Below are 22,635 nucleotides of genomic sequence, written 5' to 3'. Positions count from 1 at the left end.
GACAATGTGTCGGCCACGATGCTTTTTTTGGGGCTTTTCACGGGCCCGGTCGTTTGGGGACTTCAGTTCGTCGTTAATTTCGCCCTCGCGTCTCACACCTGTTATCCCGGCGCGACACCGCTGAACGTGCCCGCGTGGCATTCCGCTTGGGCCGTCATTCTGCTGCTCAACCTTTTGGCGGCCGTTCTCGCACTCGCCGCCGCAACGCTCTCCTATCGGCACTGGCAGGTGACGCGGACGGAGCATCAGGGCGATGCGGGCCACGCGATCGAAGCCGGGGAGGGCCGCACACGCTTTCTGGCGCTTTGGGGCGTGATGACCGGCCTCGGTTTCTTCGTCGCCATTCTTTTCAACACGCTCGCGCTTTTCATGGTGCCGGAATGCGCAGGATGAGGTTCTTTCTCATAGTCTTGGCGGCGTTGCCTTGTCTCGCCGGCTGCGATGTCTGGCAAAGCGCCGCCGCGCCCGGCCCCTCCGGTGACGTGCAACAGGGCGCGCAGCTGATCGTCAAGTCCGGCTGTGGAACGTGCCACGAAATTCCGGGCATCTCCGGCGCCGATGGCCATGTCGGGCCTCCGCTCGATCACATGGCCGAGCGTACCATTATCGCGGGCTTTCTGCCGAACACCCCGGACAATATGCGCGCGTGGATCGAGAACCCGCAAGCGATCGTACCGGGCAACGCAATGCCGAATATGGAGTTGAAGGACGATGAGGCTAAAGACATCACAGCCTATCTCTATACGCTGCGCTGAGCTCGCGCGCCTGAGCGGTACGAGGGCGCTCCTTGGCATCGCCGTCTTGCTGAGCCTTTCGAGCGCAACCTTCGCGCAGAGCCCGGCGCCGGCGGCGGCGGATCTGCCGAAGCCACCGGCGTCCGCCGCACCCCCCGATGATGGCCAATGGACAATGCCGGCCAAGAACGACGCGGCGACGCGCTACTCGGCCCTCAACCAGATCAATGGCGACAACGCTAAAAACCTGCGCGTCGAGTTCACCTTCTCGACTGGCACGACGCATGGCGAGGAAGCCGCGCCAATTGTCGCGGACAATACAATGTACATCGTCACGCCGTGGCCAAATTGGGTCTATGCACTCGATCTGACCAAGCCTGGCGCGCCGATGAAGTGGAAATACGAACCGCCGCCAATCGCGGCTTCGCAAGGTGTCGCCTGTTGCGACACCGTCAATCGCGGCGGCGTCTTCTGGCAGAACAAATTCTATTTCAATACGCTCGATGGCCGCACGATCGCGCTCGACGTGAACACGGGCAAACCTGTCTGGATCACCCAGCTCGGCGATATCAGCAAGGGCGAGAGCATCACCATGGCGCCCTTCCTGGTGAAGGACAAGGTATTGGTTGGAGTCTCGGGCGGCGAATTCGGCGTGCGCGGCTGGACGACGGCGCTCGATGCCAATACGGGGAAAATCGTCTGGAAAGCTTTCCATACCGGCCCTGACAAGGATGTGCTGATCGGCCCGGATTTTCATCCGTTCTATACGCAGGATCGCGGCAAGGATCTCGGCGTCAGCACGTGGCCGCCGGAAGCCTGGAAGATAGGCGGCGGCTCCAATTGGGGCTGGATGGCCTACGATCCCGACCTCAATCTGCTTTACGAGGAAGCTGCTAATCCCGGCCCATGGAATGCCGAACAAAGACCCGGCGACAATCTCTGGACTGACGGCATCTTCGCGCGTGATCCGGATACCGGTGCGGCCAAATGGTATTATCAATATAACCCGCACGACGAGCACGATTACGACGGCATCAACGAGATCATTCTGCTCGATGTGCCGATCGACGGCAAAATTCGCAAAGTGCTGATGCACCCGGATCGCAACGGGTATCTCTACATGCTCGATCGCACCACGGGCGAGATCGTCTCGGCGCATCCCTACGGCTATGTGAATTCGATCAAAACGATCGACAAGAAAACCGGGCGCCCGGTGGTCAATCCCGACAAGAACACCAAACTTGGCACGATCGTGCATGATATCTGCCCGACCGCATCCGGGGCGAAGGACTGGGAACCCTCCTCCTTTTCGCCGCGTACCGGCTATCTCTACATCCCGCATGAAAATCTCTGCATGGATTGGGAGAATGTGCAGGCGAATTATATCGCCGGCACGCCTTACGTCGGCGCCAATGTGGTGATGAAGCCGGGCCCTGGCGGCTTCCGCGGCGAGGTCAGCGCCTGGAACGTCGAAACCGGCAAGCCGGTCTGGCAAATCAGGGAAGACTTGCCGGCCTGGAGCGGCACGCTCGCCACCGCCGGGGATCTCGTCTTCTACGGAACGATGGATGGCTGGTTTAAAGCAGTCGATGCGAAGACCGGCGCGCTTAAGTGGCAGTTCAAGACAGGCTCGGGGATCATCGGCCAACCGATCGCTTATCGCGGACCGGACGGGCGCGAATATATCGCCATCCTCTCCGGTGTCGGGGGCTGGTCCGGCGCTATTGTCCCTGGCGCTCTTGACCCGCGCGATCCGACCGGCGCGCTGGGCTTTGTCGGCGCAATGGCTGACCTGAAGCTGAAAACCGCAGCAGGAGGAACGCTCTATGTCTTTGCCTTGCCGCCATCTTAAAGGCGCGGCCGCTGCGGCGGTGGTGTTCGCTGCGCCCATCGCCGTCTGCCAGAGTGCAACGGCCGATCCCAACCAGCCGGCCGCGCAGGCGCGCCCGCAAGGCAGCGTGCTGGATGTGCCGGTGACGGGGCTTTTTGCCAATGGCCAGAAGGCACCGCCGCCCGATCCACTCGACAACCAATACGAAAATAATCCGCAGGCGATCGCCATCGGTGCAAAATTGTTCGATTGGTACAATTGCTCCGGTTGCCATTTTCATGGCGCTGGCGGCATCGGCCCAGCCTTCGATGATTCCGTCTGGCTCTACGGCGGCCAAATCGACCAGATCTACGCCTCGATCTATCAGGGGCGCCCGAATGGCATGCCCACATGGGGCCGTATTTTGCCGAGTTCGGCGATCTGGCAGCTTGCCGCTTATGTGAAATCGCTGGAGACGAATGCCGCAAAAGTGCCCATTCCGACCAAGCCCGTCGCGGCGGCGCCGGGACCGGCCTCGCTCGAGACGAACCCGCAGGAAGGCGCCCCATCGCCATGAGGGATTTCGTGCGATTTCGCATCATGCTTATTTTTCTCGGCCTCATATTTGGCGCCACAACGGCGGCGCAGGCAACGGATTTGCGTGTCTGCGCCGATCCCAACAATCTGCCTTTCTCAAACGACAAAGGCGAAGGCTTCGAGAACAAAATCGTCACTCTCGTCGCCAAGGATATGAACGAGAGAGTGGTCTACACGTGGTGGGCGCAGCGCCGCGGCTATGTGCGCAATACGTTGAAGGCCGGTCTGTGCGATCTCTGGCCCGGAGTGGCCTCGGCGGTCGATATGCTGGCGACGTCACGGCCCTATTATCGGTCGAGCTACGTCTTCGTCACCCGCGCCGACCGGAATTTGAAGATCACATCCTACGACGATCCGCAGCTTCGCAAATTGAAGATCGGCGTTCAGATGGTCGGCAATGACGCGATGAACACGCCGCCTGCACACGCGCTGGCGCGACGAGGCATCATCGATAATATTCGGGGCTATATGCTCTACGGCGATTATCAGAAGCCCAATCCGCCGGCCGCCATCATGGATGCGGTCGCCGACGGCGATGTCGATGTCGCGGTTGTCTGGGGGCCGCTCGCCGGCTATTTCGCGAGGAAGGAGCCGAAGCCGTTGGTGCTTGCACTCGTCGAGCCGGCAGTCGACGGCGCTCAATGGCCGATGCAATTCGATATTTCGATGGGCATGCGCCGCCACGAGCCGGACTTCAAAGAGAGGATAGAGGCCATTCTGGAAAGCGAGCGGCCGAAGATAGATGCTATCCTTGCCGCCTATCACGTTCCGCGAACGGATGTCGGCGAGCATTTCTCCGTAAATGAGCTTCGCTAGGCGCCACGTCGGTCAGTCGGGGAGCCTCGCTGGCGCTGAAGCAACGGGCGTCAGGCGTCAGCGAGGACCTTTCTAAGCCGCGCAAAGCGCACCTATTGCCGCCGACTATCGTCTAACCACGGCCATTCCCTCTTTGAGGTCAACGCGAGCGGGGCTTGCACGCTGCGACGAACCAGGACCGTTCCTGCAACCCATGCCGGGGGCCGGCGTTCCTTGTCCGAACGCGGAGAACCTCAGACATGAACGAACACTCAAAAAATGCCGTGATACAGGCCCAGCGTAATCCAACCAGCAAATATCCAAGGCCACCTTATCGGAAACAGACGCAAACTTGGCCGGGGCTCGCCTGCGAAATGAATCCGCCGCCAGATCATGGCGAGACAAGTTATTGCGGCTCGGGACGTTTGCTCGGCCGCAGGGCCCTTATCACCGGCGGCGATTCCGGCATGGGCCGCGCAGCGGCAATTGCCTATGCCCGCGAGGGGGCGGACGTCGCAATTAATTATTTTCCAGACGAGGAGAAAGACGCAGAGGACGTCATAAAGCTCATCAAGCAGGCCGGACGGAAAGGCGTAGCTCTCCCTGGCGATTTACGTGATGAATCGTTCTGCAGGAAGCTGGTCGAAGACGCGGTGCGTGAACTTGGCGGTCTAGACATACTTGTCAGCAACGCTGGTCGTCAGCAGGCCCGCGAATCGATCCTCGACCTTTCGTCGGAGGATTTCGACGCGACAATGAAGACGAATATCTATGCACCTTTCTGGCTCATCAAGGCTGTGCTGCCCCACTTGCCACCGGGCGCCGCGATCATCGCGACGACATCGGAACAGGCCTATGATCCCTCCCCCCAGCTTTACGACTATGCTCAGACCAAGGCAGCAACAATGAATTATGTGAAGTCGCTAGCAAAGCAGCTTGGGCCGAAGGGCATTCGCGTCAACGGTGTCGCCCCAGGCCCTATCTGGACCCCGTTGCAGGTATCGGGCGGCACAACGATGGATCGTCTTCAGCAGTTTGGCGCCAAAACGCCGCTCGGCCGCGCCGGGCAGCCTGCAGAATTAGCTTCGATCTACGTGCAGCTCGCGGCCGAGGATGCCAGCTTCGCGACAGGACAAGTCTACGGCGCGGCGGGCGGAAGCGGCCAACCCTAATATGGTCTTGGTCGGATTTCCCCCTGGGACACGTGCTATCACTCAAGTTTCACGCGCAAGCAGACATCGCCCGCAAACGCCGCGATCCCAAACCGGAACTTTCTCATGAGAGCGAGGTTCACGGTCCTCCTAACGCGAGGAGCCTCTCATGCGAACGACCGCCGCCGCCATTTGCTTTGCCTTATTTGTTCCGGCCTTAACGCTCCCTGCCGTAGCCGAATCCTTGACTGAAAAGACGGGAGTCAATTCGCTCATCGGCGTCAGCCCCTCGACGCAAGATTTCGTCACCGAGGCTGCCGTCAGCGATATGTTCGAAATCCAGTCGAGCCGCCTCGCCCTGCAAAAGGCAGGCGATCAAGGCACCAAGGACTTCGCCCAGACCATGATCGCGGATCACGGCAAAACATCAGCCGAACTCGAAGCGCTCGTCGCGAGCGGTGCAACCAAAGCCAATCTGCCGACGGCTCTGGACAGTCCACATCAATCGATGCTGGACAAGCTGAAGTCGCTGAACGGCGGCGATTTCACAAAGCAATATCACGATGATCAGGCGCAGGGACACGAGGACGCCGTCGACCTTTTCAAGCGCTATGCAAAGGGCGGCAAGGACCAAAAGCTGAAAGATTGGGCGCGGAAGACGCTTCCGACCTTGCAGCATCATCTCCAGATGGCTCAAGCGTTGGATAAGTGAGAGCTAACACGCCCGTGAGCAACGGAACTTCGCGGTCGCGCTTTCCGATTAATGGCATTGGCTTTCCGATACGTTTCAAGCACGCAAGGAAGCGGACATTGGGCGTCGGAGACTGCGGAAAAGAAACTGGACCGGTGAGGTTGGCGTCAGCCCTGGCGCGAGGTTGCGCCGCAACCGCGAATATTTTCCGCTGGCCCCTTGAAGGCTGCAACCATTTACGGCACCTTCACGTTTAGTTGATCGGTATGGGCCGGAGGAACCGCCATGTCCGCGATTTCGCATCAGAGTTCGTCGTGGCACCGTTTGCGCGAACACTTCCTGCCGGACGATCTCGCCGTCGATGATTTCGCTACCACCGCCGTGGTTATCGTTATTGCGATGGCAATTGCGGCTGCTTGGTATCTCCCGCCTGCGCTGATGAAATGATGGCTGCCACTTTGCGTTAGCTATGGCTTTCGCAGCTACGGAGATGTGGTCGCGCCTACCTTAGCGTGATCCGCTATCACATCCGCGATTGCATCCGGCCCTACTTTCACCGTTCCGGAAAATGGCCGATCTAAAACCACAATAATCAGAAGCTCTGAGAAGATGAGCACAGAGAGCAGCGCGGTCATGAGCATCTGCGCTCTCAAATTTCTCGTTCCGAAGAAGAATGTGAAGCTGATGGTCACCACCGCTCCCACGAAAAGAACCACCCAGAGTATTCCCGGCACCGTCCCCTCGGCGGCGAGGATCCTGGCGCGCCGCGCCTGCGTGACGGCGTCAAGCTGACTAAATATTTCCGAGATCAGGGGCGTCCCACTCTGTGACTTCGCCGTCGCGAGAACGGCTTTGTAGAGACCATCGAGAGACTGATGCGTGATCTTGCTTTCCTTGCCGGATTCCATGGCCGGCCACTCGTTGGAAATCGCTGATTGGAGATATGCTGTCAAAGCGGTGTGAAGCGCGGAAGCTTGGGGTTCGTCTAGGCCCGACGAAAGATGATACATCGCAGCGGCGGCGCCCGCCTCCTTCTCGACCGTTCCATCGGCGTCCGAATATTTCTGCCAAACGAGAATAATCGCGAAAGCAAGAAGCACCGCATAAAGAACGCCAACCGTTGCGAACTTGAAGCCGGCGACTTCATTGTTCGTCGTCAACTTCTCAAGCGCGACGAAACGCCGAACAAGGCGCGGGCCAAAACAAGCGAGGAGACTCGTCAAGCCGACCAGCAAGAGGCCCAAAAGCCAAAGAGGTTCGCGGGTGAGAAGCAGCATCGGTCGATCATTTGAGATAAATCGGCGTTGTGGTGTGTACCCGACACTCCTTAACAACGGTTTAGCTGACGTCGACGGCCGGCGAGCATGTAAAGTACGGTAGGCGGCGAATACCGAACGAGTACGGTATTCGCTCCAAATGTCTGCGCTATATTGCTGGCTTGCCAGTCAATGACTGCCACTTCTTTTCAGCCGCCGTCAAATACGTATGCGGCACGTCCATGAAGTAAATCAGCGAGGTCGCTGAGGTGAAGCAGTACAGTTTGTGACTGTCTGGGTCAGTCCAGTTCAGAGAACAATCGGCCGGAATTAGCTTTCCCGATATAACCCCGATGGGATCGTGGTCATCGAAGCCGCCTGCCATTTTCACCGGAGGAACGACCCATTTCCACGTTCCGTGGTGACCGGATAGCGCATTCCCAATGCGAGGATCGTTAGTTGTTAGCTTCATCGCAGCGTTGGAATCCGCCTCAGCATCTGGCGGTGTGTCCGGTTTGACGCTCTGCGCATTGGCAACTGCAGTACTGAACCCCAACCCGATCAGCACGCAGAGTATGCACTGCATTGAAGATTGCAGCCGCCTCGTCATTTTCTTTCTCCTTGAACCAAAATGGACGACGTTTCCCTTCGACATTATATGTAGGGAGGCGCTCAGCCAATTCCACTAAAACCTATCTTCGCCGCCAGCCCGGCAGCAAAGTCCGCAACGACAAGAAGGCCGGCAACAACCAGGCGCCAGTCATAGCGCGCGCCAGGGCAGCCGCTTCGAGGCCCCGCGCTCGGCGGCATCTAGGTTGTTTTGAGAGCGGTAGCCCATCGATGTACCTTACACTTCCAGCCTAGCGGCGTCCACGATCCCGTTAACAAGCAAGATGACGTCTCGGCCAACCCTGAGAGCCGAGCGTGCCTATTCGGGCGCGCAATGCCAAACCAGCCCAAACGCGGTCGAGCGCCAGCCATCGCCTCGTGCGCAACGCCCCGCCTTGGCCGAACTCGCATCACGCGACGGGAAAGCGGCATGTTTCAGGATCGCCACCGGTCCCGCAACGCGAGGCTGATTGCAGTGGCGCGGTCCGAGGGCTGCACACCCGCCGCTCGGTTCCTGCTATTTACCGCAAGGCGGGGGGCGCATATCCTTTTCCAGAAACATCATCCAATGTTGACCTCGTCCAAACTTGCCGGAAAACGCGAGTACGCCAATGGAGAATTCGTCCTTGACGGTTCGATGGATACTTTCGATCGCGTTGCTCACGCCGGCTGCCGAAGCGGCGAGCGGCGCCTCGATATCCTACACCGACACTTCGTGGAACGGGCCGCGAGATCGGCCGGCGCTCATTGAGCTCGCGCAGGACGAATCCTCACCGGGCTCGGCCTCTTCGCAATGCCACTTGGAGGCAACCGCTGGAAACTATGCGGCGGCGGCGGTGACTTGCCGTGCCGCCGCCAAAGCGGGAAATGCGGAAGCGATGGACGATCTTGGTGTCTTCTACGAGAAAGGGTCGGGCGTTTCCCAGAATTACCACCGCGCGGCCGAATGGTATAGCAAGGCCGCGCGCGCCGGAGACATTGCAGCCTTGGACAATCTCGGTTGGCTGATCGAGAATGGCTTGGGAGTTTCCCAAGACTATCGAGTGGCGCTGCAGTTGTTTCGCCACGGCGCGGACGCCGGGGACGGGGCTGCGATGAACAATATCGGCTGGCTTTATCATAATGGCTGGGGCGTTCCCAAGGACTATGCGCAGGCGTTCCAGTGGTTTCACATGGGCACCGATGCCGGCAATGTGCTGGCGATGGCCAATCTCGGTGTTGCTTACGAGAATGGTTTAGGCGTTCAACAAGATCTTCAACAAGCGATGAATTGGTTTCGCGACGCGGCGCAGCGCGGCGACGTCTCCTCGGCCGACGAGTTGGACCGGCTTGTGAAGAGCCAGTCGGTGCAGGGTCAGCCTGCGCAACCTCAGACCACGCCAAATCCGCCGCCGCAGGATTTCTCTTCTTCACAACCAAATCCTGTTGGTTCGCAATGCGAGGCCGATTGGAACGTGAGCCATTATCCGGCCGCCATCGCCTCGTGTGGCGCGGCCGCGGAGGCCGGCGATGCGGAGGCGATGGAGCATCTCGGCGCCCTCTATAAAGATGGGCTGGGAGTGGCGGAAGACGACGCCCAAGCATTGCAATGGTTCCGCAGGGCGGCGGACGCCGGCGACGTCAAAGCAATCAACAATATCGGCGTCTTCTACGAGAAGGGCTGGAGCGTTCCTCGCGATTACGGGCAGGCCCTGCAGTGGTATCGCAAGGCCGCAGAACTAGGCAACGCGGGAGCGATGAACGCTATAGGCTATTTATACCAGTACGGGCTCGGCGTTCCCAAGGACAATCAACAAGCGCTGCAATGGTACCAAAAAGGCGCCGACGGCGGCAATGCTCTTGCGATGGGCCATCTTGGCGATTTCTATTTTTACGGATGGGGAGTGGCCGAAGACAACGGGCAGGCGCTGCAATGGTATCGCAAGGGCGCCGCCGGCGGCGACGCAAACTCGATGGACGGCCTTGGCTATTTTTATGAAAATGCGCTGACCGTTCCGAAAGACTTGGCACAGGCGCTGCAATGGTATCGCAAGGCGGCGGATGCCGGTAATGAAACCGCGATGGGCGCTCTTGGCCATCTCTATGAAAATGGGATGGGCGTTCCAAGGGACGCGGAACAGGCGCGGCAATGGTATCAAAAAGGGGCTGAAGCAGGAGATGCGTTTTCCAAATCGGCCCTGGCAAGATTGGGTCATTAATTGAGGTCGCTGTGCGGTGTTTTTCAGAGCCGCATAGTCGTACTGTCGAAGAGGCTATTGATCGGCGTACATACCATGTGGCCCTACCTTTCGAGCGCGCTGACGATGTCGCATTAATAGCGGGAATTGCCCTTGAGTGCGGCGATGCTGTTTTTTAGAGAGAACATTACGCGCCATTGACTGTCTTTGCTGCGGAGAAGCTCGCTCTAGCAAACTGCGGCAGACCGTGCATTAATTTGCAAACACTAGAACCGTCGTGAGGTTGTCCGAGTCGTGACCGACGATCAGCAACCAGAAAAGAAGCACTCGCTATTGCGCGACCTGCTAATGGGCATGATCGCGGCGGCTATAGTCGAGGCTTTCCTGTTTGTATTGTCCCTTCTAGGTCTGCAAGAAGCCAGCAACACAGTTTTTGAGCAGGCGAAACAGGGACTCGAAAAGCTCACACCTTTAAGCTTTGCCGAGCATTATCTGCAATATGCCGCCACCTGGATCAATTCCAACGATTATGGCAACTTCATCAAGGATGTGTTCCTAGGTTTTCTGGCCTTCGTGTTTTTTCCATTCCATCTAATGTTCACGGAGCCACCGCCAGCTGCTGTTCTTGACCTGATTCAATTTGCATTCGGGGTTGCTGTGACTTGGTACGTGCTGAGGAAGAAATGGCCTAAACTGTTCGACGACACTGCTGTCTTCGGTTTCGTGATTATCGTTTTTACCTCGTTGTTCGCGACGACAGTGTTCGCATCTATCATGCTGGCTTTAGTCTTCGTCGTAGCGGGCCTTACCTCGATCGTAATTCCAGCAGACCACGCGCTTCCGATGACATACGCAGGTGTGTTTTGCGGAGGTACGAGCTTCGTCTTCCACCAAGGCATGGAGGGCGTTGTGCACAAGGGTCTCGGAGAAGTGGCCAAAGAATAGCGGCGCAGTCGGCGGCCTGAGCCGACATTCGCATCGCGCGCGTCATTCAAGTTGCCCACACGCATATCCTCGCGACACCAAATCCAGCGCGCGGTTGCGCGCCAATTTTAGATACGAGATCTGCTCCAGCAGCGCCCGGATAGCCGCGCGCGCGTCGCCGCCATGCTCGGCGATGATCTCTTCGACGCCCGCAGCGAGCAAATCATCATCGTTCGCAGGAGGCTGGTTAGCCAGATGCGCTTGCATATTTCCTCTCGTAGGTTCACTGTCCGTTCTACTCAGAAAATTGCCCGGCCGTCCTGTGGAGTCGAGTCCTTTTTTGAGGGGAGTGTCATGGACACGATCACATATTTTGTGGCGTTGCCGTTCTATCGAACGGAAGACGGCGAACTGGTGCCGGGCGATGCAATCGAATGTGCGGACGCGGGACGCGCCGTGAGAGAAGCCGAGCGGCTATCGCGCCTCAACGCGGGGGCGATCGCCTTCTCCAGGACTGGCGATCCGAGCCTAGGTGAGTTCAACGACGCGACAGTCATCCGATACTTCGGCGCAGTGCCAGAGGAATTACTCGCCGATCAAGGTGACTCCGGCAACGCATGATTAGCATATGGCTATCAGGCGACATGACGAAAGACGAATTACATCCGGCCTCCGAAGGGGCGTTGCGCGAGCGGCCAATCGACCGGCGCATAAACACGAGCGACGCGGGCGACGAGGATCCGATGACAATTGGCCGATAGAAAGCGGGTTGCTTTAGACGGACGACAAACACGGTCGAAGCGGATCGGGTCCGAATTACTCTGACAATCCACACGCTAGAGCGAACATGCCTCAGAATCGGCCCGCACAAATCGCAAACCGGACGATGTAAAAATCAGGGCAAAAGCGAGGATTGCTGAGAAGAATCCGATTGGAGCGCACTTTGGCCTTTGACCACATCTAATTTGCTGAACTCTTCCGCAACGCGCCTTCCGATTTCGTTCGGTTCATCTGCGCCAGTGAAAAAGAGATCCATAACGCGCCTGGCCATCAATTCGGCGACAGCGCTGGTTCGATCCGTAACACCAGCGAGAGCTAACGCCTCTTCGTGCGCTGCGGTCATGATCTCAATTTCTTTGGGGCCGTAAGGGCTACCGCGCAAAAGTCTTAGAATAGGCACTGCCAGATCCCTCCGGGCTTAGGTGCGTGCATGCTCCTGGCATGCATGAGGTAGACTGCCTCGGGAGCGAAATGCCGTCCATTAATTTTTACATAGGAGTGACTTCAAAGGTTCGCGATGGGCCGCTTGGGGGGCGCCGCTCGGGTTCGAGGCTCAAAAGACAGCTTAAACAGCGCCTTTCTTCGCCCGAATGATCGTTGGCGACAATCAGGCTAATCTGGGTTCGCGCTGAGCGCAGGCCGGCCGCGAACCAATGATCGTTTGGCGCGTTGAGCGCAGCTGGCCGAGTGACAACCGGCCGAAATGGAGACGACGGACGCGGCCTATTTTGCCGGTTTCAGGCTGCGACAGCAACGTATTGGTACGTGCTAACGCCTAATCCGTTCTCGGCCAGCATCATCGCATCAATTTGAAGGAGCGGAAAATGCGATTTATCGCGACGGTCGCCGCTGTCGGAATATCATTGCTTGGCGTGAATGATGCTGTAGCCCAAAGCAATGGCTGGACCTCCGGCGGTACGTACGGCCACCGCGCGCCAATCAAAACGCCTCATCTGAATAGGGCAAAAGAAGCATCAAGGGTGAACGGCGCGAAGGTCAGGCCGGGAACGCCATCTGGCGCGAGTTCGGGAAACGCCGAGACGGGCAGCGGCGCACATGCTTCGGGATCGCATAGCCATCCCCTACATGGCGCAGGAGCGGACCAGTGGCACTAATTCCCGCTAAACAGCTTCTTCGATCTGCGGGCATCAGTGTTGCCGCCCGGCGCGGCCAAGCGGAACTTCCGCCACTCCGAGACATTCGCCTTCAATTGACAACACGGACGACTCTCGATGTCGGAGCCACAGCCATCGCCTATTGAGCCGGACCCGCCGAAGCCGGGACCAAAGGAACCGTCCCCGCAGCCGGTTCCGCCGCGGCCCGATCCGCCGGTGCCTCGCCCTGATCCGGGGCCGCTGATCGATCCACTGCCCGTGCCGCCGATGCTGTAGAACAGCCCTACGTCGGCGAATCGCCGCTCCAATCTGGCCGATCTGAATTCGCGCCGGCGTTAGGGCCGAAGCCCGTGCGCCCTAAGCGTAATCTTCCATCCGCGGCCACCTCTGCAGCTTCGCCAGTATTGCGCCCCTCGTCTTCACGATCGCCTTATGGGGCGCCGCAGCATGGCCAGAGCAGTCCGTGCACTCAAATCCACCGAACGAAGCCGCGCGCTTCGCCCTGAACCGCGTCAGAGCGTGCCGTCGCTCTACCGAAACGCTGCCCGTGGCATCGACCTCGGCCAGCAACGCCCAAGCGCTCAGCCTCCGTCCACTTCCGGCGCCGCTCGACGCGCGGCATCACCTCGATCTCGGTCACTCCGATCCCTCCTTCCGGACGAAAGGAGGCTCCAGAGCGCCCAAGCTCAAATCGATCGAAATATTCAGCCGTCAAAAAATTTTAGCGGAAAAATCGCGCCCGGGATTGTGGAGCGCGGCGCCGCCCGCCCGTTTTTGGCCCCCACCGACGTTTTTAGCTTCCAAGAAATGTGTGGGGATGGGGGCTGCCCAATCGCGTCGCTCAGCGCGCGCGGCCCGACGCGACCAAGGTTGTTGGGGGCGTCTGTCACTAAGCCAGACCATCTGAGCGACCCGGAATTCTAATCCTGCTTACCGAGCGCTTACCGACCGGCGTAGCAATTCACCACAACTGCGAATTGTCACTTATAAGCCGTTGATTTTATTGGTGAGCGCGTCGGGGATCGAACCCGAGACCTCCTGATTAAAAGTCAGATGCTCTACCAGCTGAGCTACGCGCTCTCTCAAAGAAGGTTGCTGCACGTAACTGTATCGGCCGGGCGGGTCAATAGAGCCGGCCGTCATTGCCGAGCCTTCAGGCGCCTCCCCAACCGTAAAAATGCAGCACGAGCATGAGGACGCCGAAGATGACCGCCGAGACAAGAGTTGTCAGCACAGCCTTTTTCAAAAGCTGCGGATGGACCGGCGCGCCAGGGTCCGTGCCCTCGACATAGCCGCCCGATTCGCGCTGCGAGCGTATGCCGATCGGCAGGATCGCAAACAGCGCGATAAACCAGATGGTCAGAAAAAGCGGCACGGCAAGCGATACGGATATTGGCATCTTGCTGTCTCCCTGGAACCATATCGACAGTAAAGAGCTATATCGTTCTATGTATAGCTTTCACTGTTCCGGCTGTTTTATTTTTCGCCGGGCCGGTCGCGGTTGAGGCTCTTGGCCTTGAGTTCGGCGAGATATTGCGACCATTTTTCGGTCTGCCGCGCGCCGAGTTCATAGAGATAATCCCAGGTGTAGATGCCTGTGGTGTGCAGATCGTCGAAGCTCAGCCGCACCGCATAGCTGCCCACCGGCTCGACCTGGGTAACGGCGACATTCCGCTTGCCGCCCAAGGTCTTGCGCTCCTGCGGGACATGCCCCTGCACTTCCGCACTCGGGCTCATCACCCGCAGATATTCAGCCGGCAGATCGAAGCTCCGGCCGCTCTCGAACGCGACTTTTAGCAGCTTGCCGCCGGTGCCCAGGCGAAGCTCGCGCGGCCATTGCTGTGCCTTTGGCGTATGGCAAGGCGGGTATGTCATTGCACTGCGCTTTCTTTGGTCCTATTCAGCCTTTTACTTTCGTGCACTATATCAGGTCGATGAACCAGCCCTGCAGCGATTTACGGCCATCCGAGCCGGCGACGGAACGCCAATCGCGAGCTTGGCCGCTCGTCGATCCCTTCGGCCGCGCGATCTCCTATCTACGGGTTTCGGTGACCGACCGCTGCGACTTCCGCTGTGTCTATTGCATGTCCGAAGACATGAGCTTTCTGCCGAAAGGCGATCTGCTCACACTCGAGGAATTGGACCGGCTCTGCAGCGCCTTCATCGCCCGCGGCACGCGCAAGCTGCGGCTCACCGGCGGCGAGCCGCTGGTCCGGCGCAATATCATGCGGCTGTTCGAGGGCCTCGCCCGGCATCTCGATTCCGGCGCGCTGGATGAGTTGACGCTGACGACCAATGGTTCGCGCCTCGCCTTTTTCGCGCCGGAGCTGGCGGCCTGCGGCGTGCGCCGCGTCAATGTCTCGCTCGACAGCCGCGACCCGGAGAAATTCCGCACGATCACCCGCCGCGGCGATCTCGGCCGGGTTCTCGCCGGTATCGATGCGGCGCAGGCGGCCGGCCTCGACGTCAAGATCAACATGGTCGCACTGAAGGGCGTCAACGAGGACGAGATCGTGCCGATGATCGGCTGGGCGCATGCGCGCGGCATGGATCTCACCTTGATCGAGGTCATGCCGATGGGCGCCGTCGAGCCGGACCGGCTCGACCAGTATCTGCCGCTGCCGCAGGTGCGCGCCGAGATCGCCAAGCACTATACTTTGCGTGACCTTGCCTATGGCACCGGAGGCCCGGCGCGCTACGTCGAAGTTGCCGAAACCGGTGGACGGCTGGGCTTCATTACGCCGCTGACGCATAATTTCTGCGAGAGCTGCAACCGCGTCCGCGTCACCTGCACCGGCACGCTCTATATGTGCCTCGGTCAGGAAGATGCGGCGGACCTGCGCGCGCCATTGCGTGCCTCGTCAGAGAACACGCTTTTGAACACGGCGATCGAGGAAGCCATCACCCGCAAGCCCAAGGGGCACGATTTCAGGATCGACCGCGCCCATAAAGCTCCCGCCGTCCCGCGCCACATGAGCGTGACGGGCGGCTGATATTCATCGGGTGAATGCCTCATTGTAGTGACCGGCGAATCCGAGGCCGAGGCGCGGCTTGTAGCCCTTTTCGTGCATGAAAGCGTAAATCTCCTGCGGCGTCGCGCTGAAGCGCGCCTGTTGACCGGCGTTGACTTCGACGATCACCGTCTCGATCAGGTTCGCGCCGAGCAGATCGCCGATTGACCGGATGACATCGAGTTCCGCGCCTTCGACGTCGATCTTGATCATCGTCTTGCGATCTTCGATGAGGCTTGCCAGCAACGCAGACAGAGGCGGGCCGCCGAGCTGGACCACGCGCGTATCGCCGTGCGCATCCAGGTAGGCGCCGCCGGTGTGTTTCTCGTCCGTTTGAAACCGTCCAACGCCGGTTGAAGGTCCCACGGCGCCCATGAATGGAAAGAAATTGCGAAGCTGATTGATCGATGCGTTTGCGATCAGCTTTTTGAAGACCGCGAGCGAGGGCTCGAAAGCGACGATCACGCCATCGGCGCCAATGCGCTGGCCGGCAATCATGGAAAAGACGCCGGCGTTGGCCCCGATATCGATGAACGCCATTCCCGGCCGCAGGCTTTTGACGACCTCATAGACGTCGTCATAATCGCCGAGAAGCGAGTAGATGTTCGTCTCATCTTTGCCGTCGGAATAGAGCCACACCCCATAACGCGAGCGGATGGGCATACTCGGAAGGATTCTGAGCGCCGTCGAGACGATTTTCCGTTTGCCCGGATGCCGCGGAACCGCGCGGATATACGTAGATATGATCGAGCGGAGCATGCCGGAGTGACGCTATACTCTGCCGTTCGGCGCGCAAAGACTCACTCGATCACGATCTTTGGCGCGGCGCGGGCCTGCGTGCCTTCAAGCTGCGCCTGCACCTTCGCGGCGATGTCGCGATAGGCCGCGGCATAGACGCTCTCCGGCGCCGCCACGACAATCGGCTCGCCATCGTCGGAGTGTTCACGGATCGCCAGCGCCAGCGGCACCTCGCCAAGAAACGGCACGCCGAGTTTCTCCGCCTCGTGGCGCGCCCCGCCATGCGCGAAAATATCCGAGCGCTCGCCGCAATGGGGGCACACGAAATAGCTCATGTTCTCGACGACGCCGAGCACCGGCACTTTGACCTTGTTGAACATGGCGATGCCACGCCGCGCGTCGATCAGTGCCAGATCCTGCGGCGTCGAGACGATCACCGCCCCGGCCAGCGCTACATTCTGCGCCAGCGTCAATTGCGCATCGCCGGTGCCGGGCGGCATATCGACGACAAGGCAATCGAGTTCGCCCCAGGCGACATCGCGCAGCATCTGTTGCACGGCGCCCATCACCATCGGTCCGCGCCAGATGACCGGCTCTTCCTCGTCGAGCATGAAGCCGATCGACATGGCCTTCACGCCGAAGGCTTCGAGGGGTTGGATGCGCCGCTCTACCACCTCGGGCTGCGCCTTGATGTGCAGCAGCCGCGGCAGCGATGGCCCATAAATATCGAGATCGAGAATACCGACGCGCCAGCCGAGCCCGGCGAGCCCAAGCGCGAGATTAACGGCTGTCGTCGATTTGCCGACGCCACCCTTGCCGGAAGCGACGGCGATGATGCGGGCGATTCCCGGCACCGCAAGGCTGCGCGGCGGGGTTGAGGGCACCGGCCGCTGTGGCGGTGGTCTATCGCCGCCTGCTGGCTTCTGCGCCGTGAGGCTGACGAGCACCGCGCCGACGCCCGCCACGCGCCGCACGGCCTGTTCGGCGGCAAGGCGCATGCCTTCGAGGGAAGCAGCCTGCTCCGGCGGAACGGAAAGCGAGAGATAGACCTTATCGCCGCGGATTGTTACACCCGCGACGGCGCCCGTCTCCGGCAGCGGCGTCTTGCCGTCCGGCCCCGCGACGGCGCGCAATGCCGCGTAAATATCCTGCTCGCTGACCATTGCTCCGCCCTCGTGCCATTCGGCATCAATCTAATGCGGCGGATAGCAGGTTCAATCAATAACGTCAGGCTCTATTGCGCGACAGCCTTATCATAATATTGCTCGTCGAAGAGGCCGCTGAGGCTCGGCGCGGATTTAAGAACCCCGAGCTTGACCTGATAGGCAAGGAACGCCTCGGTCGCCTTTTCGATCGCCTTCGGATCGGCGACGAAATTCACCGCCGGCGAAGCGAGCGATTTGCGGATCGTCGCGGCGGGGATGATGCCCTTCGACAAAGCCGCATCGACTGCCGGCGCGGCGCGGTCCGGGTCCGTCTTGAGTTCGGCGACGGCTTTGACGATGCCGTTGACGATCGCCTGCACGGCCTCGGGATGGGCTTTCGCGAACGGCCCGGAGACCGCGACGATTGTGCCCGGCTGACCCGGGAACAGGTCCTCGCCCTTGGCGAGGATGCTGATCGTCGGATCACGCTCCTCGATCACCGTCAGCGTCGGCTCGCGCACCGTCGCGGCGTCGACCGCCTTGGCAAGCAGAGCCTGCTGCGTCGCGTCGATACCGACGGCGACGATCTCGACATCGGCAAAATCAACCTTGGCGGTCTCGCGCAGCCAATATTGCAGATTGGTCTGCGGCACCGAGCCCGGCGGCTGCGTCGCGATCTTTACCGGATGGCCGGTCGCCTTATGGAAGGCCGCGAAGGCGGCGGCCGCCGAAACACCCGGCTTGAAATAGGATTTCAGATTGGCGCCGGCGACGAGCACGTTCTCGTCCACGGCGGAAGCGGTCACCACCCGCAGGTCGATATTCTTGGCGCGGCCGACAGCAACCGGTGCGACGCCCGCGACATAAAGATCGATGTCGCCGCTCGCCGCCGCCTGCACCAGATTGGGGCCGGACTGGAAAACCTTGATCGAGAGATCGAGGCCGGCCTTTTTCAGCCAGCCTTCCTTGTCGGCGACGAAGAGCGGCGCGGCGCCGACGACAGGAATGACCCCGACGCGCACCTGCAGCCCGTCAGCCTCGGCCGCGCCGCCCGCACCGAGAAAAACCAGTGCCGCCGCCGCAAAAATCCGCTTTAAAGACATCGATGCCCCCCGATTGGGAAAATACACGGTTTATCTGTGTGTATTTCATAAACATACAAACTAGATAAGCTATATGCGATAGTCCCGGCCGCGTCACCCCGGCAATTTGTCTCCGAAGAATCCGTGTCCCAACCAAAACTCATCCCTGTGGCGCCCGCTGGCCTCTACGAGCGGCTGAAGCGCCTGCCCTTCGCCGGCCAGCTCGTCTGCAGCCATTCCGCGCTCGAAGCCGGCGCTATCGAGGAAATTCTGCTCGATTACGAGGTCGGCTCGGGCGGCATCGCCGACGGCGCGACCTTCAAGCTGACATTCAAATTCTATTCGGATTGGGCGCCGTTCCAGACCCACGATCCACAAGGCGCGAATTATCTGACAGCCGAATATGTCGCCGGCCCGCTGGCGGACGGCCAGTCGGCGGCGACGGTGCAGCATCTCGCCGTGCGCTTTGAGCAGAAGGGCCACGAGCGGCCGTTCCAGAAGGCGATCATCATCGACATCATCGACGGCTATCTCAATGCCGGCGACCGCATCCTGATCCGCCTCGGCGACCGCCGCTTCGGCGGACCGGGCACGCGAGTCCAGACCTTTATCGAGGATGATTTTCGCTTCCGCGCCTATGTCGATCCGCTCGGCACCTCGCGCTTCGTCGCGGTGCCCGGCGATGTTTCATTGCGGATCTTCGCTGGGCCACCGGCGCATGTCGCGTTGAACGGCCCTCGCTTCGCGCGCCCCGGCGCGGAGGCGCCCTTCCACGTCGCCTTGCACGACCGCTGGGGCAATGCCGTCAGCGATGCGGGCGGCGCGATCGCACTCACCGCGCAGGCTGACGACGCTACCGTTCTCGCAAGCGACATTCCCCTGCCCGCGCAAGGTTGGGCGGCGGCGCGTTTCGACGTGCCAACCGACCGCGATCTGCGCGTGAGCGCGGCCTTCCCCGGACTGTCCGCCGCCAATGCCGATCTCACCATCATTCCAGATGCGCCGGCGCCACGCGGCTTCTATGGCGATCTTCATGTCCATGCGCATGACACGGTCGGCACCAACAGCCCCGCTTACAATGCCGCGTATGCGCGCGACATCGCGGGCGTCGATGTCTTCGGCTACACCGCCAACGATTTCCAGATCACCGACGCCAATTGGCAAGCTGGCGTCGCGGCGGTGAATGCAATCAACGCTCCCGGCAGCTTCGTCGCCTATCCGGTGCAGGAATGGTGCGGCAGCTCGACCGCTGGCGGCGATCACAAGGTCATCTTCCTCGGCGACGAGCCGCCCGGCTTTCCTTATGACGCCGAAGGCAACCACAATCGCACGCTCGTCTGGAACGAGGACATGCGCGGCACGGCGGCGACGCTCGGTCGCTGGCCGATCGAGGAATTATGGGACGCCTATGCCGCCAAGCTCGAGAGCCATCTCATCATCCCGCATGTGGGCGGGCGCCGCTATATCGCCGACTGGCACCATCCCGAGCTTGAACGGCTGGTCGAGATCGTCTCCGCCTGGGGGCATTTCCCCTGGCTCTATCAGGAGGTCATCGCGCGCGGCTATCAGCTCGGCGTCACCGCGAATGGCGACGAACATCGCGGCCGTCCCGGTGGCGGTGCGCCCGGCGTCAATGTCTTTGGCGTGCGCGGCGGCCTCACCGGCATATTGGCCGAAAGGCTCGACCGCGCCACGATCGGCGCCGCGCTGCGCGCCCGCCATACCTTCGCGACAACCGGCGAACGCACCGCGCTCCTTGTCCACAGCGGCGCTTATATTCAGGGCGATGCTTTTATGAGCGACGGACCCGCGACGATCTCTTATCGCTTTCTCGGCGATGAAGGCTTCGAGGAGATCGCCGCGTTCGATCACACGGGGGTGCTGTGGCGGCGCAATCTGCATCAGGAATTGGGTTTTTCTCAAAATCGCCTGCGCCTGCGCTGGGGCGGCGCGCGGATCAAGGACCGTTATCGCTGGGCCGTCTGGAACGGCACACTGCGCCTCGACGGCGCGGCGCTGGGACGTTTCTCCGCCAGCGGCTTCGAGCACAACGAAGAGACGGCCTGGCGCATCGGTGCTGACGCGATCGGCTTTCATTCCGAAACCTATGGCGATGCCGATGCGATCGAGCTTGAGATCGATGATCTCGCAAACGCGCGCTTCGTCGTCGAAGGCACGATCGGCGCCTTCGCCAAATCCGCCAACGCGCCGCCGCACAAGCCACGCGACTACGCACCGGACTTCCGCTGGGAGGTGAGCGGGGCCGAACTCATCGCGCAAGGCGAATTACGCCGCGAGCTGGGCGGCGTCGGACTCTTCCTTGCCTTCGAGCGTGTAACCGAAGCCGAGCTGCCGCGCGATCTTTCCGGCAGTTTCACGCTCGCGCCGCAGAACGCGCCTTTCGGTTTCCGGCCCGTCTATCTCTACGGCCGCCAGCGCGACGATTCGAAGGTCTGGTCCTCGGCGCAATTCATCACCTTCACGGCCGGCGCATGAGCACATCTTTGCAACGCATCATCCTGTCCGCCGCCGGCCTCATCGGCTTTCTGCTGATCTGGCAATTCGTTCCGACGCTGACACCCGAGGCGCGCGCGCTGCTGCCGCTGCCGAGCCAATTGCCCGGCGCCTTCGTCAGCGAAGTGCAAAGTGGCGTCTGGCTGACCTGCGTCGGGGAAAGCCTCTCGCATTACGTCATCGGTCTTTCAATTGGTGTCTTCTGCGGCGTTGTCGTCGGCATCGCGACCGGCATGTTCCGCCGGCTCGAATGGACGCTCGCCTGGGTGACGCGCGTGCTGCGGCCGATTCCGGGGCTTGCCTGGATTCCCTTCGCCATCCTCTGGTTCGGCGTCGAGCAGAAGGCCGCCGTCTTCATCATCGCCATCGGTGTCTTCTGGATCGTCTTTTTTGCCGCTCATGCGGCGATCCGCAATGTCGATCGCGATTTGATCGAAGTGGCGGACGCCTTCGGCTTCACCTCGAACCGCGAAAAACTGGTCAAGGTCCTGTTTCCAGCGAGCCTGCCGGGCATATTCGTCGGCGTACGCACCGCGCTCGGCCAAGCCTGGATGGCGGTCGTCGCGGCTGAGCTCTTCGGCGTCGCCGGGCTCGGCCAGCGCATGAACGAGGCCTCGAGCCTGCTCGCGACCGATATCGTCGTCGTCTACATGCTGACCATCGCCGCGCTTTACGGGCTTATGGATGTGCTGTTCCTGCTGGCGCAGAACCGCATCCTGGGGTGGAAGGCGCAATGACCGCGGCGATTGAAATCTCCGGTCTCTCGCTCGCCTACGCGCAAGACGGCGCCATCACCAAAATCCTCGACCGGCTCGATCTGACGGTCGAGCACGGCGAATTCGTCGCCATCGTCGGCCCTTCCGGCGTCGGAAAATCGACTCTGCTGCGTGTGCTCATGGGCCTCGCCAAGCCGTCCTCCGGGGTCGTGAAAGTGGCCGACGACAAGACCGCGGACCGCGCCATGGCGCTCGTCTTTCAGGATGCGCGGCTGCTGCCTTGGAGGCGCGTGCTCGCCAATGTCGCCTTCGGTCTCGAAAAGCTCGGTCTCAAACGGCGCGAGAGGCAGGAGCGCGCGCTGGCGGCGCTGCGCAGCGTCGGCCTCGACGGCCTCGCCCGGCGCTTCCCCTCGCAACTCTCGGGTGGCCAGCGCCAGCGCGTCGCGCTCGCCCGCGCGCTCGCGGTGCGACCCGCCATTCTGCTCATGGATGAGCCCTTTTCCGCGCTCGACGCGCTGACGCGCCAGGCCTTGCAGGACGAACTCGTGCGCGTCTGGCAGCAGTTCGACAAAACGGTCCTGTTCGTCACGCACGATATCGACGAAGCCGTCTATCTCGCCGATCGCGTCGTCGCGCTCGGCGGCAAGCCCGGCGAAGTCAAGGCATCGCTCGTCATCGACATTCCGCGCCCGCGCTCCCGTTCCGATCAGGCGCTGCAAGCCTATGTCGGGAAGGTGAAGGCCGAACTCGTCGCCGACGCCGTGGCGCGGGAAGACTGGGTGATTTAACT

24 protein-coding genes and 1 tRNA gene are annotated in these 22,635 nt (G+C 60.7%); 15 read left to right on the top strand and 10 right to left on the bottom strand.

The features are described 5' to 3' along the window. The first annotated feature begins 27 nt into the window (after window positions 1-27). The 8 genes from CWB41_RS12085 to CWB41_RS16205 all read left to right on the top strand — a co-directional run bounded on the left by CWB41_RS12085 (window position 28) and on the right by CWB41_RS16205 (window position 6,225). Window positions 28-393 (top strand): hypothetical protein, encoded by a 366-nt coding sequence (locus tag CWB41_RS12085; protein WP_129396479.1) that lies wholly within the window; start codon window positions 28-30, stop codon window positions 391-393. Next, window positions 390-755, top strand: a complete 366-nt coding sequence (locus CWB41_RS12080; RefSeq protein ID WP_115836494.1) for a c-type cytochrome — start codon at window positions 390-392, stop codon at window positions 753-755. Before CWB41_RS12085 ends, CWB41_RS12080 begins: the two co-directional genes overlap by 4 nt. After that, window positions 712-2,586 (top strand): methanol/ethanol family PQQ-dependent dehydrogenase, encoded by a 1,875-nt coding sequence (locus tag CWB41_RS12075; RefSeq protein WP_115836495.1) that lies wholly within the window; start codon window positions 712-714, stop codon window positions 2,584-2,586. Before CWB41_RS12080 ends, CWB41_RS12075 begins: the two co-directional genes overlap by 44 nt. After that, the gene (locus tag CWB41_RS12070; protein WP_115836496.1) at window positions 2,561-3,121 is read left to right on the top strand and encodes a c-type cytochrome; all 561 of its coding nucleotides are present in this window, start codon (window positions 2,561-2,563) and stop codon (window positions 3,119-3,121) included. The genes CWB41_RS12075 and CWB41_RS12070 overlap by 26 nt, the downstream gene beginning before the upstream one ends. 23 nt (window positions 3,122-3,144) lie before the next feature. Next, the gene (locus CWB41_RS12065) at window positions 3,145-3,957 is read left to right on the top strand and encodes a substrate-binding domain-containing protein (RefSeq protein WP_245411263.1); all 813 of its coding nucleotides are present in this window, start codon (window positions 3,145-3,147) and stop codon (window positions 3,955-3,957) included. Window positions 3,958-4,196: 239 nt separating this feature from the next. Beyond that, window positions 4,197-5,108: an SDR family oxidoreductase gene (locus tag CWB41_RS12060; protein ID WP_115836498.1), complete on the top strand. Its 912-nt coding sequence runs from the start codon at window positions 4,197-4,199 to the stop codon at window positions 5,106-5,108. Window positions 5,109-5,256: 148 nt separating this feature from the next. Then, the gene (locus tag CWB41_RS12055; RefSeq protein ID WP_115836499.1) at window positions 5,257-5,799 is read left to right on the top strand and encodes a DUF4142 domain-containing protein; all 543 of its coding nucleotides are present in this window, start codon (window positions 5,257-5,259) and stop codon (window positions 5,797-5,799) included. Window positions 5,800-6,063: 264 nt separating this feature from the next. Then, the gene (locus CWB41_RS16205) at window positions 6,064-6,225 is read left to right on the top strand and encodes a hypothetical protein (protein WP_165204314.1); all 162 of its coding nucleotides are present in this window, start codon (window positions 6,064-6,066) and stop codon (window positions 6,223-6,225) included. 35 nt (window positions 6,226-6,260) lie between these two features. Here the strand turns inward: CWB41_RS16205 and CWB41_RS12050 are convergent, their stop codons facing one another. Further along, window positions 6,261-7,055 carry a bestrophin-like domain gene (locus CWB41_RS12050; RefSeq protein ID WP_115836500.1) on the bottom strand — a complete coding sequence of 265 codons (795 nt, stop codon included), beginning with the start codon at window positions 7,053-7,055 and terminating at the stop codon, window positions 6,261-6,263. Between the two features lie 148 nt (window positions 7,056-7,203). Then, window positions 7,204-7,644 (bottom strand): hypothetical protein, encoded by a 441-nt coding sequence (locus CWB41_RS12045; RefSeq protein ID WP_129396478.1) that lies wholly within the window; start codon window positions 7,642-7,644, stop codon window positions 7,204-7,206. Between the two features lie 655 nt (window positions 7,645-8,299). Here CWB41_RS12045 and CWB41_RS12040 point away from each other — a divergent pair. Together CWB41_RS12040 and CWB41_RS12035 are read left to right on the top strand one after the other, a co-directional pair. Continuing rightward, entirely contained in the window at window positions 8,300-9,841 is a 1,542-nt protein-coding gene (locus CWB41_RS12040; RefSeq protein WP_165204311.1) for a tetratricopeptide repeat protein, read from the top strand. Between the two features lie 273 nt (window positions 9,842-10,114). Further along, window positions 10,115-10,765 (top strand): hypothetical protein, encoded by a 651-nt coding sequence (locus CWB41_RS12035; RefSeq protein ID WP_115836503.1) that lies wholly within the window; start codon window positions 10,115-10,117, stop codon window positions 10,763-10,765. A gap of 42 nt (window positions 10,766-10,807) precedes the next feature. Here the strand turns inward: CWB41_RS12035 and CWB41_RS12030 are convergent, their stop codons facing one another. Then, entirely contained in the window at window positions 10,808-11,011 is a 204-nt protein-coding gene (locus CWB41_RS12030; RefSeq protein ID WP_129396477.1) for a hypothetical protein, read from the bottom strand. An 87-nt stretch (window positions 11,012-11,098) separates the two neighbouring features. Here CWB41_RS12030 and CWB41_RS12025 point away from each other — a divergent pair, with 87 nt between their 5' ends. Next, window positions 11,099-11,365 carry a hypothetical protein gene (locus tag CWB41_RS12025; RefSeq protein WP_115836504.1) on the top strand — a complete coding sequence of 89 codons (267 nt, stop codon included), beginning with the start codon at window positions 11,099-11,101 and terminating at the stop codon, window positions 11,363-11,365. A 274-nt stretch (window positions 11,366-11,639) separates the two neighbouring features. Here CWB41_RS12025 and CWB41_RS12020 read toward each other — a convergent pair whose 3' ends face one another. From CWB41_RS12020 to CWB41_RS12005, 4 genes are all read right to left on the bottom strand, one after another. Continuing rightward, entirely contained in the window at window positions 11,640-11,867 is a 228-nt protein-coding gene (locus CWB41_RS12020; protein ID WP_129396476.1) for a hypothetical protein, read from the bottom strand. 1,776 nt (window positions 11,868-13,643) lie between these two features. Next, window positions 13,644-13,719, bottom strand: a tRNA-Lys gene (locus CWB41_RS12015). A 73-nt stretch (window positions 13,720-13,792) separates the two neighbouring features. Beyond that, window positions 13,793-14,038 (bottom strand): DUF1467 family protein, encoded by a 246-nt coding sequence (locus CWB41_RS12010; protein WP_115836506.1) that lies wholly within the window; start codon window positions 14,036-14,038, stop codon window positions 13,793-13,795. 77 nt (window positions 14,039-14,115) lie between these two features. After that, entirely contained in the window at window positions 14,116-14,514 is a 399-nt protein-coding gene (locus tag CWB41_RS12005) for a gamma-butyrobetaine hydroxylase family protein (protein WP_115836507.1), read from the bottom strand. Between the two features lie 59 nt (window positions 14,515-14,573). Between CWB41_RS12005 and moaA the strand changes: the two genes are divergently transcribed. Continuing rightward, window positions 14,574-15,632 (top strand): GTP 3',8-cyclase MoaA, encoded by a 1,059-nt coding sequence (gene moaA, locus CWB41_RS12000; protein WP_115836508.1) that lies wholly within the window; start codon window positions 14,574-14,576, stop codon window positions 15,630-15,632. 3 nt (window positions 15,633-15,635) lie between these two features. Here the strand turns inward: moaA and CWB41_RS11995 are convergent, their stop codons facing one another. The 3 genes from CWB41_RS11995 to CWB41_RS11985 form a co-directional block, all read right to left on the bottom strand. Continuing rightward, entirely contained in the window at window positions 15,636-16,313 is a 678-nt protein-coding gene (locus CWB41_RS11995; protein ID WP_165204306.1) for an FkbM family methyltransferase, read from the bottom strand. Between the two features lie 137 nt (window positions 16,314-16,450). Continuing rightward, window positions 16,451-17,551 (bottom strand): Mrp/NBP35 family ATP-binding protein, encoded by a 1,101-nt coding sequence (locus CWB41_RS11990; protein WP_115836510.1) that lies wholly within the window; start codon window positions 17,549-17,551, stop codon window positions 16,451-16,453. 71 nt (window positions 17,552-17,622) lie between these two features. Beyond that, complete coding sequence (locus CWB41_RS11985; RefSeq protein ID WP_115836511.1) at window positions 17,623-18,636, bottom strand: ABC transporter substrate-binding protein; 1,014 nt, start codon at window positions 18,634-18,636, stop codon at window positions 17,623-17,625. Between the two features lie 123 nt (window positions 18,637-18,759). Between CWB41_RS11985 and CWB41_RS11980 the strand changes: the two genes are divergently transcribed. The 3 genes from CWB41_RS11980 to CWB41_RS11970 are packed head-to-tail and all read left to right on the top strand — an operon-like array spanning window position 18,760 to window position 22,633. Further along, window positions 18,760-21,111, top strand: a complete 2,352-nt coding sequence (locus CWB41_RS11980) for a DUF3604 domain-containing protein (protein ID WP_245411264.1) — start codon at window positions 18,760-18,762, stop codon at window positions 21,109-21,111. Beyond that, window positions 21,108-21,866 carry an ABC transporter permease gene (locus CWB41_RS11975; protein ID WP_165204303.1) on the top strand — a complete coding sequence of 253 codons (759 nt, stop codon included), beginning with the start codon at window positions 21,108-21,110 and terminating at the stop codon, window positions 21,864-21,866. Before CWB41_RS11980 ends, CWB41_RS11975 begins: the two co-directional genes overlap by 4 nt. After that, entirely contained in the window at window positions 21,863-22,633 is a 771-nt protein-coding gene (locus CWB41_RS11970) for an ABC transporter ATP-binding protein (protein ID WP_115836513.1), read from the top strand. The genes CWB41_RS11975 and CWB41_RS11970 overlap by 4 nt, the downstream gene beginning before the upstream one ends. Window positions 22,634-22,635: the final 2 nt, after the last annotated feature.

It is taken from the genome of Methylovirgula ligni (genome assembly GCF_004135935.1).
Lineage (GTDB): Bacteria > Pseudomonadota > Alphaproteobacteria > Rhizobiales > Beijerinckiaceae > Methylovirgula > Methylovirgula ligni.
This window is presented reverse-complemented; position numbering and strand designations above follow the sequence as displayed.